Genomic DNA, 12,127 nt, shown 5'->3' with positions numbered 1-12,127 from the left:
TCCTTAAATACTCAACTTGGTCAAATTACGGCGTTTGCCATAAATGAGCTGTACGATTGCACGTGTGACTGTAATTGCAGTAAACATTGAGCAGACAATACCGATCATCAATGTAACCGCAAAGCCTTTGATTGGGCCTGTACCAATTGCAAATAGGATAAAGGCAACCAAGAATGTGGTTAAGTTCGAGTCAAAAATGGTGTTATAAGCGCGATCATAACCTGCAACAATGGCTTGTTTCGGTGATGCACCCCATCGCATTTCCTCTCGAATACGTTCGCAGATCAATACGTTCGCATCGACTGCCATACCAATGGTAATGACGATCCCCGCAATACCCGGCAAGGTAAGGGAAGCACCTAACCATGACATGACCGTTAAAATCATCGCAAGGTTGAAAATCAGGGCAAAGTTTGCAATTAAACCGAACAGGCGGAAGAACACCACCATCCAAATCGCCACTAAGATAAAGCCAATAATGGTTGAATTTACCCCTTTCTCAATATTTTCCTTACCTAGACTCGGTCCGACGACACGCTCTTCAACGAAATACATTGGCGCAGCAAGCGCTCCCGCACGCAACATCAGTGCAAGTTCAGCAGCTTCTTGAGGTGAATCTAGACCTGTAATACGGAACTGTGAACCCAACACCGCTTGAATCGTTGCTGCATTGATGACAACTGATTCAGTATAAGGTGTACGAACTTCGGTTTGTGCCCCTGTTTCAGGATCAGTGACGTAGCTAATACGTTGTTTATTTTCGATAAACAAGACCGCCATACGTTTTCCAACTGCGTTACGTGTGCCATCTGCCATGAGCTTGCCACCCGCACTGTCCAAGGTAATATTTACCTCAGCACCACCTGTATCTTGGCTAAAACCAGAGCTCGCATTTTGTACACGTTCACCCGTTAAAATACGATTGCGGTTAAGCAATAAGTCACGGCCACTGTCTAGAGATTCAAAAGCAAAAACTTCTGTTCCTGGTGGCACAGGTTGTCCATTGTATTTACGTGTATAAGGATCGATATATTGATCGTTACTATCTGCAACCAAACGGAACTCTAGGTTGGCTGTACGACCGAGGACACGTTTTGCTTCAGCTGTATCTTGGATACCCGGTAACTCAACCACAATACGGTTGCTACCTTGAGTTTGAACCAAGGCTTCAGCCACCCCTAATTCATTGATACGGTTGCGAAGAGTCGTTAAGTTTTGGTTGACAGCGTAGGATTGGATTTCCTGACGACGAGCATCAGTATAATTCAATCTTAATGTTGCACCAGTCGCTGTGGCAATGGATTGCTGATTAAACTCATTACCATTACGACGTAAGAAATCAGCCGCTGCATCACGATCTGCATTGCTGGCAAATTGGATGGTAATTGTATTATTGTTTAAAGCGAGGTTATTGAACTTAATTTTGTTGTCACGAAACTGACGGCGTAAATCAGTTGCGGATGTTTCCATGCGCTGACTAATTGCCTTATCCATATCAACTTCGAGCAAGAAGTGTACACCGCCACGTAAGTCCAAACCGAGTTTCATCGGTTTCGCCCCAATCTTTTGCAACCAAATAGGAGTGGTTGGTGCAAGGTTGAGTGCAATCACATAGTCATCGCCTAGATCACGACTGAGGATGGCTTTTGCTTTGAGCTGTTCTTCAGATGAGCTTAAACGGAGTAAAGCTGCATTATTGGAGAAACTACCATCATGACTGCTAATATTGGCCGTTTTTAAAATCTGCTCAGCTCTTTGCACTACGCTCTGATCAATTTGAGTACCTGCTTTGGCGCCCGAAATCTGGACAGCAGGTTCATCAGGATACAGGCTTGGAAGTGCATATAACGTACTGATCACAAAGACAACGAGGATCAGTAAATATTTCCATGCAGGGTAACGCATTCGCTTTCTTCTTAAATGAAAAAGTCGTGCTTAGGCACGACTATCTTAATGATTAAAGGTTATTGAGTGTGCCTTCAGGTAAGACTGAAATAACACTTGCACGTTGGATTTTTACTTCTACACCGCGGCTGAGTTCAACTGTTGCAAAGTCGCCATCTAAGCGAATAATTTTGCCCATTAAGCCACCCGCAAATACGATTTCACTACCAACACCTAAGCTTTCAACCAAGCTACGATGCTCTTTGGCACGTTTTGCTTGTGGACGCCAGATCAAGAAATAGAAGATCGCAACAAATACAGCGATCATCAATAAGTTTGCCATCAAGCTTGGGCCTTGGGCTGCTGCATCAGCAGCATGGGCTGTAGAAATGAAAAAGCTCATTTTAATTTCCTAAAGTTTAAAAGGTCAAAAAATTGACATTAAGTTCCAATTCGTTTTGCAATGTACCTTGTCTTGGCGTTACGTGCAAATCTTGATAGATTAATTTGGACAAGGTGGCACATCTAAACCACGACGTGCATAAAAATCTTCAACATAGGCATCAAAAGTGCCATTATCCAAGGCATCACGCATGCCTTGGGTTAAGCGCTGGTAGTAGCGTAAGTTATGGATTGTGCCCAACATAGATGCCAGCATTTCACCGCACTTCTCTAAATGATATAAATAGGCACGAGTAAAGTTTTTACAAGTGTAACAATCACAATGTGGGTCTAAAGGCCCTTTATCATGACGATATTTACTGTTACGAATTCTTACCAGCCCATCGGTGACAAAATAGTGACCATTACGTGCGTTTCGTGTTGGCATGACACAGTCAAACATGTCGACACCACGACGTACAGCTTCAACGATATCTTCTGGTTTTCCTACACCCATTAGATAACGTGGTTTGTCTTCGGGCATTTTATTTGGAAGATAATCCAATACTTTGATCATTTCTTCTTTAGGTTCACCTACCGATAAACCACCAATGGCATAACCATCGAAACCGACTTCTAGTAAACCTTTGAGTGATTCATCACGCAGGTCTTCGTACATCCCACCTTGAATAATGCCGAATAATGCATTTTTATTCTTGAGCTCATCGTGATGGTGCGTTTTACAACGTTTTGCCCAGCGCAATGAAAGTTGCAATGATTTTTGTGCTTCTTCATGAGTAGCAGGGTAAGGTGTGCACTCATCAAAGATCATCACGATGTCTGAATTAAGCACATGTTGAATCTCCATCGAAATTTCTGGAGATAAAAATACTTTTGAACCGTCGATCGGTGAGCGGAAAGTCACACCTTCTTCTTTGATCTTACGCATTGCACCCAAGCTGAACACTTGGAAGCCACCAGAGTCAGTCAATATCGGCTTATCCCATTGGATAAACTCATGCAGGCCACCGTGCTCTTTGATGACTTCTAAGCCTGGACGTAAATATAAATGGAAGGTGTTACCTAAAATAATCTGTGCCTGAATTTCTTCAATATCACGAGGCAACATGCCTTTTACCGTACCATAGGTACCGACAGGCATAAATACAGGTGTTTCAACAACACCATGTTCTAAGGTAAGTCGACCACGACGGGCGCGTCCCGACTGACCTAATTTCTCAAATTTCATGACACTATCCATCAAGGCGAAAAAACAGTTCGCTGATCAAAAGCGGGTATTTTCCTTGATTATGGCGTGTAGTTCTACTACTAAATGTAGCTAGCGTTAAAAATTTGGTTTGTAGTCAAAATTACGGTCAATTACTTGATCGCGGAAAGGACGAATCGCTTTCTTTGCTAAGGTCATGGTATTGACTAAGTTGTTTGGAAAAATCTGAATGTGATTATTAAATAACTCGACATTACGGTTAAATATGGTGATTGCTGCACCGACATTTTCATTTTGTTCTTGAATATCATCCATCATTTTGCTGTACAGCGTGTCAGCTTTTAGTTCTGGATAGTTTTCTACAACGACATTTAGACTACGCATCAAATCGGTATTTAATTTTTCAATCTGCTGCAATTTAGCAATATCGGTGTCATTCACATTCAAATTCATGATTTGCTGACGTAAAGCCGTCACTTGCTCTAGAGTTGATTTTTCAAACACAGTGTATTTACTGAGCGTATCTTCTAAAGCCTCTAAGGTTTTGACTTTCTGGCGTTCGAAATTGGCAACTTCTGCCCACGCACGTTTGGTGGCATTGAAATATCGCACAATCGTATTGCGGATATGAATTCCCCACACAATTAAGACAACGAAAATGCCTAAGAAAATAATTAAGCCTGTCATCGCCATACCCCTTTATCTTGTCCCTTTCGACTTATGCTATGTATGAGCCGTTGAGGGAAATTTTATCGAATTAAGTTAAGCATCAATTCTTGAAACCTTTGATATTGAGGCATGGTCATGGTGCGTAGATGTCCACGTAGTGCAGGAATATCATTGATTTGATCGCGCTTACTGGTTGTTTGTAATAGGTTTTGTTCCCCAACATAGCAAAGTATTTGCTCTTGATGATGATAAATTAAATCACCTTTAAAGTGTTGAAAAAAATCATGTAATTTTAGGGTCATACTTGGACTAATGCTTTTAGCCAATTCATGTTGACTACGGCCAAAAATTTTTAGATTGCGATTCACCGAAATATCACTACTTTCCCAAACACTACCATAAGGTTCAAAAAAACGAGAGCGTTGATTGCTGACAGCGATACCTAGGTTGGGCATTTGAAATATAAAAGCCCCCCACAAATCTTTGTGAATTTCCTTGACGATTTTTTTATCACTCGATTTATCTTGGAGGATCGGCATTTCACTGACATAGTGATATTGAAAGATGAGAACTTGATGCTCAGTTGTTCCATCATGCCACGTCGTAGATGCATATTGGGTAATTTGGTTAGATTCAGTACCACGATAAAACAATGGAAAGAGTTGTCGTAGTCGACTGATGACCAAGCTGGGTTGTGCTTGGATTGGGAGATAGGTTGGGAGTTGCTGGAAATTTAACTGATAACGTAGCGTCATCATGCGTTGTTCGAGAAACTCGGTCACCTGAATTAAAGGTTGTTTCGGCTCATAGAGTAGATAGGCTAAAAATCCTGTCAAAAATGCAGCTAAAAAGCTCCAAATGAACTGAATATGCGGATGAATAAAGTAGCCAAACACTAAGCAACAGACACTAAAGACGGTGAGAAGCAAGGGGAGTACATTAAAAAAATGTAGATCATGTGCTTCACCCCACGGATGTAGCTTGTCGAGTAACTCTTGATCATTGGTTGATTTGTTCCCAATATCCCAAAGCCGAGCGATATTACGGAAAACCTGAGCATTTTTTTTACGTCTTATATGAAGCGCTTGTTGTACAGTATCGATCGGCATGGAAAGGATCAGTTCATTATAATAGGTCGATGATGAGTGGATTATGCTTTAAATTTCAGAAACTAAGAAGTGCAGATGTAAAATCTATTGGCTTTTTTATTTGAGTTGGTTTTATTGGATAAAAATAGGCTAAACCATGATTTAGCCTATGGAGATATATTTAAGCAAGTTTATCAATCAACATAGCATCGCCATAACTAAAGAAGCGATAGCGTTGCTCCACGGCATGTTTATACGCAGCCAATATGTTATCTCGATTCGACAACGCTGAAACCAGCATCAATAAGGTCGATTCAGGTAAATGGAAGTTGGTAATCAAACGATCCACGATACAGAACTGATAACCTGGATAAATGAAAATCTGAGTGTCGCCTGTCCATGCTGCGATTTTGCCATCATTTGCTTGTGCTGCACTTTCCAGCGCACGGGTCGCCGTAGTGCCTACTGCAATAACTTTATTACCACGTGCTTTGGTTTCCAAAATCAGGTCAATCGTCGCTTGCGGTACATCACACCATTCACTATGCATAATGTGATTGGTAATATCCGTTGTGCGAACAGGCATAAATGTCCCTGCACCGACATGTAAAGTGACAAAAGTTTTTTGAATGCCTTTTGTTGCCAATTTTTCTAATAAATCTTGGTCAAAGTGTAGACTTGCTGTAGGGGCAGCAACGCTGGCAATTTTTTCAGGATTGTGAAAAACGGTTTGATAACGTTCGGTATCAATCTCTTCGGCTTCACGATTGAAATATGGTGGAATTGGTAACTGACCATATTGATCCAGTACAGATAAAATCGGTTGTGAAAACTCAACCACAAACAGGTTTTCATGACGACCTTGTACAGTTACTGGTACTGCATCTTTACCCACATAGAGTTCAGCACCTGCTTTCGGTGAGTTACTTGATTTGATATGGCAATGTGCTGTATGCGTGTCGAGCATTCGTTCAACCAAAATCTCGATTGCTCCACCTGTAGCACGTTTGCCTTTTAAGCGGGCTTTCATGACCTTCGTGTCATTGAGTACCAGTAAATCACCTTCTTCAAGTAGATCGAGAATATCGGTGAAAGCATGGTCGTGATACTGACCTTGAGCATCGATATGGAGTAGGCGTGACGCGCTGCGGCTTTCTAATGGGTAGCGAGCGATAAGTTCATCTGGGAGATCAAAAGAGAAGTCGGAGAGTTGCATATTTTTCTTTACCACATATGAAAAAACCCCAAACTTTTAGTGCTAGTTTGGGGTTTTGAAATTTTGGTCCCGAGGGTCGGACTCGAACCGACACGTCATCTCTGACAGCGGATTTTGAGTCCGCCGCGTCTACCAATTTCACCACCTCGGGAAGAGTGCGATGCTTTGTGTTGCGTATAATACCTTGTTTAAATCACTTGTCAATCATGCAGATTTAACAGTTGCTGAATTTTAGAGCAATTTATCGTTTTTTTAGGTTTTTTTATAAAAATTGTTCAAAAATTACTATTTTTATAATAATGAAATAAATTATTGTTGAAATTTCACGTTTTGTTGCGAAATTGTCGGAAGCAGCAATTGCCTTTTATGTTAAAGTTTGTTAATACTAAGTGATGGTTTTCACATTTTTTTTTAATAAAACGTAAATAACCAAATAATGATAATATTCGAGAGGCGGGCATGGCTATTCAATTATTAGAATTACAGCAAGCCGATAAGCTAAGCGCTTGTAAAATTTCACTTTCTTTGGGTCTTAACTCAGAGCAAAACTTGATTGAACAATTCCTGCAATTTAATCGTAAATTGATGCAGGCAAGTACCGCATTGCTCGCATTCCACCAAGAACCCTATTTGTGGCATCGTTGCCCAGAAAAGCTTCAAGCAATTGATTCTACAAAAATTGCAAAAAGTTTAAATACCTTATTTGTCAATAATGATCTGATTGATTGTGATCATCCACGCTACCCAAGTTTGATGGCTTTTCTCAATGTTTTCAAGAAGAAAGTCCAACGTGCTGTTGCGTTGCATTTAAGACATCCAGATCAGACATCCTTGGGATATGTGATCCTATTTGATGAAGAGGCGCAGGCCTTCTCAAAACTACAAACAGAATTATTGCAAGCACATTGTCGTAACTTTATGCAGCAGCTTGAGTTGAAATTTAATCATGATGAATTAAAGGAACTTTATGAGCAAGAAGCTGCGCTCAATGTTAGTAAAACTAAGTTTTTCTCGATTATCTCGCATGATTTAAGAGCACCATTTCATGGATTGTTGGGGTTCTCAGAGATTCTGGCGAAAGAACGTGAAACCTTAGATGAGTCGAGTATTCAAAATATTGCTGATTATCTGCATGATACCTCGCAATCAACATATAACTTATTAGAAAGTCTACTCAATTGGGCGATGGCTGAAGGTGGGCGTTTTGTTTATCACCCAATTAATTTTAAGTTACGTCAAATAACCAATATTGTGACTGATATTTTAAAAACTTTGGCTTTGAAAAAGCATATTGAATTGGTGAATGAGGTCGATGAAAACCTCAAAGTTTATGCTGATATGAATATGATTACTTCTGTCATCCAAAATCTTGTTTCAAATGCGCTGAAGTTCACCGATGTGGATGGTTCAGGCAAAGTTTATATTAAAGCAAAGGCACGTGGTGACGTTGTTGAGATCTATATTAAAGATACGGGTTTAGGTATGACCCCTGATCAGCTCAAAGATTTGTTTCAACCACGTATAACCATCAGTTTAAAAGGCACTGCAGGTGAGAAAGGTGCGGGGCTGGGGTTGGCGTTGTGTAAGCGTTTTGTTGAAATGAATCACGGGAAGATCAGTGCCAGTTCAAAAGAAGGAGAAGGGACTTTGTTTAAGGTGGTATTGCCTGTTGCGCGTGAACATGTAGATTTGTGCGTTGAGCAAAATAAAAGTCAGGAAAAATTAGTCTAAACAGATTTTAATCCTTGGTCAGTAACTGATATAACTACAATGGTGTTATAGATCTTATTACGATGGCATCAGTTGAGCTTTTTTTATATGAATGTGGAACAGCTAAAAAAAACCTTAGTCGCAAGTCAATATGCAGAACAAGTTTTAAATTTATACACATTACAATTAGAACAAGATTATGCAGAAGATCAATTTCTTCGTTCACTTTCGACGGAAAATATTTTTGACAAGGTTCAACATGCTGTTGCAGATATAAGTGATGAACAGGCTTGGATGAAAGCCTTACGTACCTTACGTGCTAGATTGATGTTCCGCTGGATTTGGCAGGATGCCAATCAACTTACAGATGTTGTGACATTAACTCGAGAGTTATCAGACTTTGCAGATGCTAGTATTTGTGCGGCAAAGGCATTTGCATTGCCTCCTTTGATTGCCAAACATGGTAAGCAGATTGGATATTCAGGTCAGTTTCAAGATTTGATTGTGATTGGTATGGGGAAATTAGGCGCACAAGAGCTGAATTTATCCAGTGACATTGATTTGATTTTTGCTTTTGACGAACAAGGTGAAAGCAATGGCCGAAAATGTATCGATGTGCAGCAATTCTGTATTCTGTGGGGACAGAAACTGATTTATTTGCTGGATCATATTACTGCTGATGGCTTTGTTTTTCGTGTCGATATGCGCTTGCGTCCATGGGGGGATGGCTCGGCATTAGCCATTAGTCACAGTGGTTTAGAGAAATATTTAAGCCAGCACGGACGAGAGTGGGAACGTTATGCATGGATTAAGGCACGGGTCATCACAGGGGGACAAGCTGGCGATGATCTGATGGAAATGTCACGTCCATTTGTATTTCGCCGCTATGTGGATTATTCCGCATTTGCTGCAATGCGTGAAATGAAAGCCATGATCGAACGTGAAGTCATGCGCCGCAATATTGAAGATGATATCAAGTTGGGTGCAGGTGGGATTCGCGAAATCGAGTTTATTGTTCAAGTTTTTCAGTTGATTTATGGCGGTTCGAGACGTGAGTTACAAGATCGTCAATGTTTGGTGAACTTACAGCATCTTGGACAAGCTGAGTTGCTGGATGCGCAAGCGGTTATTGATTTAGAAGATGCTTATTTATTTTTAAGACGGGTTGAGCATGCCATTCAGGCCCTGAACGATCAACAAACACAGTCCTTACCAACAGAGCCAGATCTGAGACAGCGGATGCTGGATACGTTGGGCTTTGCTGATTGGTCTGCTTTTTTAGCTGAGCTCAATCAGAAACGAGACAAAGTTAAAGTTCAGTTTAAACAATTGATTCAGGAAAAAGAATTCTCTGCGCCGATTGATGATTTTATCCAATTGGAACAGCAATTGAATGCAGTGCTAGATACTGATGCGCAAAATTTGATTCAGAATTTTTGGCATGGACAAGCATTACGCAAGATTCCAGCCAGTGCGCTAGAACGATTAAAGAAGTTCTGGCCACATTTGATAGAAGCAATTTTACAGTCAGATCGGCCACAAGTGGCATTATTGCGTTTAATGCCATTGGTGGAGTCGGTGTTACGCCGCACTGTGTATTTAGTGATGTTGATGGAAAGTCGTGGAGCTTTGCAGCGACTCGTAAAAATGGCAACCGTGAGTCCGTGGATTTGCGAGGAACTGGCGCAATATCCGGTGTTATTAGATGAGTTCTTATCGATGGATTTTGGCTTGCCACAACGCCAAGATTTAGAAGATTCGTTACGCCAACAGTTATTGCGCATTGAAATTGATCAAGTTGAAGATCAGATGCGAGTGTTACGACTCTTTAAAAAGAGTAATGTCTTAACGGTTGCTGCCAGTGATGTATTGGCAGAAAGTCCGCTAATGAAAGTATCTGATGCCTTAACTGATATTGCAGAAGTTAGTGTACAGGCCACATTGAATTTAGCTTATGAAGCAGTCGCACAGCGTCATGGTTATCCACTCAGCAATACAGGTAAACGTTGTAGTTTAGATGCCAAAGGCTTTGCTGTGATCGGTTATGGGAAATTAGGTGGCATTGAACTTGGTTATGGTTCTGATCTTGATTTAGTGTTTATTCATACCTTTGAAGAGCAAAGTGAAACGGATGGGCGTAAGTCAATTAGTGGCGCTGAGTTTGCAATTCGTGTTGCACAGAAGTTCATGTCTTTGATGACCACACAAACTTTGGATGGTCGTGTTTACGAAATTGATACGCGTTTGCGACCTTCAGGTGAAGCAGGAATGTTGGTGACAAGCCTCAAGGCTTTTGAGCAATATCAGCAGAAAAGCGCATGGTTGTGGGAGCATCAAGCATTAGTTCGTGCGCGCTCTATCGCTGGTGAGAAGGCTTTGTGTCAGCGGTTCGAAAAGGTACGTTGTCAGATCCTAACCCAAGTCCGTGATGAAAATATGGTACGTGAAGAAGTGATCAAAATGCGTCAAAAAATGAAAGATCATTTGGGTTCATCTTCTGAGCAAAAAAAACATGGGATTTTTCATTTAAAACAGGACTCAGGTGGTATCGTTGACATTGAATTTATGGCACAGTATGCGGTACTTGCATGGAGTGGGACGAATCCAGATCTCGCCCATTATTCCGATAATGTAAGAATTCTAGAAGATGCTGCTAAAGCAGGCTGCTTATCCAGTGAAGATGCCACAGCATTAATCCACGCTTATCTCCGTGAACGAGCTGAGAGTCACCGTCTAGCGCTTGCAAATCAATCTATGCAAGTCAATGCTGCGGATTGGCACGATACCCGTGAGATCGTTTGCAAGTTATGGCAAAGATTAGTTGATCCAACTGCAATAGCATTGGAAAGTGAATAATTGTGTAGAAAAAAATGGAGTATGTGCGATGAGTTTGGCTGATCGTGATGGTTTTATTTGGCAAGATGGAAAATTAGTTGATTGGCGTGATGCAAAAATTCACGTCTTAACACATACACTGCATTATAGTATGGGTGTCTTTGAAGGTGTTCGTGCTTATGAAACACCAAATGGAACAGCCATCTTCCGTTTGCAAGATCACACTAAGCGTTTATTAAATTCAGCAAAAATTTATCAAATGAATGTGCCATTTGATCAAGCGACATTAGAACAAGCACAAATTGATGTTGTGCGCGAAAATAAATTGGCATCTTGCTATTTACGTCCGCTTATTTGGATTGGTTCTGAGAAGTTGGGTATTGCTGCAACTGAAAATACAATTCATGCTGCGGTTGCGGCATGGGGTTGGGGTGCATATCTTGGTGAAGAAGCAATGGCGCAAGGTATTCGTGTAAAAACCTCTTCATTTACGCACCATCATCCAAACGTGACCATGTGTAAAGCAAAAGCATGTGGTAACTACACTGTTTCCATCTTGGCACATCAAGAAGTGGCACGTGCAGGTTATGACGAAGCAATGTTGCTTGATCCTCAGGGCTTTGTATGCCAAGGCGCGGGTGAGAATGTATTCTTGATCAAAGATGGTGTGTTACATACACCAGATTTGGCTGGTGGCGCATTAGAAGGGATTACTCGTCAAACCGTGATGACCATTGCGAAAGACTTGGGTTATGAAATCGTTGAACGCCGTATCACGCGTGATGAATTCTATATCGCAGATGAAGCTTTCTTTACGGGTACTGCTGCTGAAGTCACACCAATTCGTGAATATGATGACCGTCAAATCGGTTGTGGTTCACGTGGTCCGATCACCACTGAAATTCAAAAGACTTTCTTTGATGCCGTACAAGGTCGTAACGACAAGTATGCACATTGGTTAACTTATATCAAATAAGCTTAATCCATGATTAAAGCGAAGCTTAGGCTTCGCTTTTTTTATGCTAAAACTGTCAATAAATTGCAACCAAACGATCATCAATCTTTCATTTAACTCAATTAGCTTGATCTATAAGCAAAATTAAAAAATAGAGTAAC

Annotated in this window: 9 protein-coding genes and 1 tRNA gene; 3 read left to right on the top strand and 7 right to left on the bottom strand. The window is 40.9% G+C overall.

The genetic code is table 11. The features are described from left to right. Positions 1-3: 3 nt before the first annotated feature. The 7 genes from secD to F927_RS08010 all read right to left on the bottom strand — a co-directional run bounded on the left by secD (position 4) and on the right by F927_RS08010 (position 6,617). Complete coding sequence (gene secD / locus F927_RS08040) at positions 4-1,905, bottom strand: protein translocase subunit SecD (protein ID WP_005083371.1); 1,902 nt, start codon at positions 1,903-1,905, stop codon at positions 4-6. A gap of 52 nt (positions 1,906-1,957) precedes the next feature. After that, positions 1,958-2,287: a preprotein translocase subunit YajC gene (gene yajC, locus F927_RS08035; RefSeq protein ID WP_004640804.1), complete on the bottom strand. Its 330-nt coding sequence runs from the start codon at positions 2,285-2,287 to the stop codon at positions 1,958-1,960. 99 nt (positions 2,288-2,386) lie between these two features. Further along, a complete protein-coding gene (tgt, locus tag F927_RS08030) occupies positions 2,387-3,514 on the bottom strand; it encodes a tRNA guanosine(34) transglycosylase Tgt (RefSeq protein WP_005083369.1) in 1,128 nt (375 codons plus the stop codon). 96 nt (positions 3,515-3,610) lie between these two features. After that, entirely contained in the window at positions 3,611-4,180 is a 570-nt protein-coding gene (locus tag F927_RS08025; RefSeq protein ID WP_005083367.1) for a LemA family protein, read from the bottom strand. 62 nt (positions 4,181-4,242) lie between these two features. After that, positions 4,243-5,271 carry a hypothetical protein gene (locus F927_RS08020; protein ID WP_005083366.1) on the bottom strand — a complete coding sequence of 343 codons (1,029 nt, stop codon included), beginning with the start codon at positions 5,269-5,271 and terminating at the stop codon, positions 4,243-4,245. A 160-nt stretch (positions 5,272-5,431) separates the two neighbouring features. Beyond that, positions 5,432-6,466: a tRNA preQ1(34) S-adenosylmethionine ribosyltransferase-isomerase QueA gene (gene queA, locus F927_RS08015; protein ID WP_005083363.1), complete on the bottom strand. Its 1,035-nt coding sequence runs from the start codon at positions 6,464-6,466 to the stop codon at positions 5,432-5,434. 64 nt (positions 6,467-6,530) lie between these two features. After that, a tRNA-Leu gene (locus F927_RS08010) sits at positions 6,531-6,617 on the bottom strand. A 308-nt stretch (positions 6,618-6,925) separates the two neighbouring features. Here F927_RS08010 and F927_RS08005 point away from each other — a divergent pair. The 3 genes from F927_RS08005 to F927_RS07995 all read left to right on the top strand — a co-directional run bounded on the left by F927_RS08005 (position 6,926) and on the right by F927_RS07995 (position 11,987). Next, a complete protein-coding gene (locus F927_RS08005) occupies positions 6,926-8,197 on the top strand; it encodes a sensor histidine kinase (protein ID WP_004640791.1) in 1,272 nt (423 codons plus the stop codon). An 87-nt stretch (positions 8,198-8,284) separates the two neighbouring features. Further along, positions 8,285-11,032: a bifunctional [glutamate--ammonia ligase]-adenylyl-L-tyrosine phosphorylase/[glutamate--ammonia-ligase] adenylyltransferase gene (glnE, locus tag F927_RS08000; RefSeq protein ID WP_005083360.1), complete on the top strand. Its 2,748-nt coding sequence runs from the start codon at positions 8,285-8,287 to the stop codon at positions 11,030-11,032. Positions 11,033-11,060: 28 nt separating this feature from the next. After that, positions 11,061-11,987: a branched-chain amino acid transaminase gene (locus tag F927_RS07995; RefSeq protein WP_005083358.1), complete on the top strand. Its 927-nt coding sequence runs from the start codon at positions 11,061-11,063 to the stop codon at positions 11,985-11,987. Positions 11,988-12,127: the final 140 nt, after the last annotated feature.

Origin of the sequence: Acinetobacter haemolyticus CIP 64.3 = MTCC 9819, assembly GCF_000369065.1 — a bacterium.
Taxonomy (GTDB): domain Bacteria; phylum Pseudomonadota; class Gammaproteobacteria; order Pseudomonadales; family Moraxellaceae; genus Acinetobacter; species Acinetobacter haemolyticus.
The sequence above is the reverse complement of the archived record's forward strand: the minus strand, read 5'-3'. Positions and strand labels throughout refer to the sequence as shown.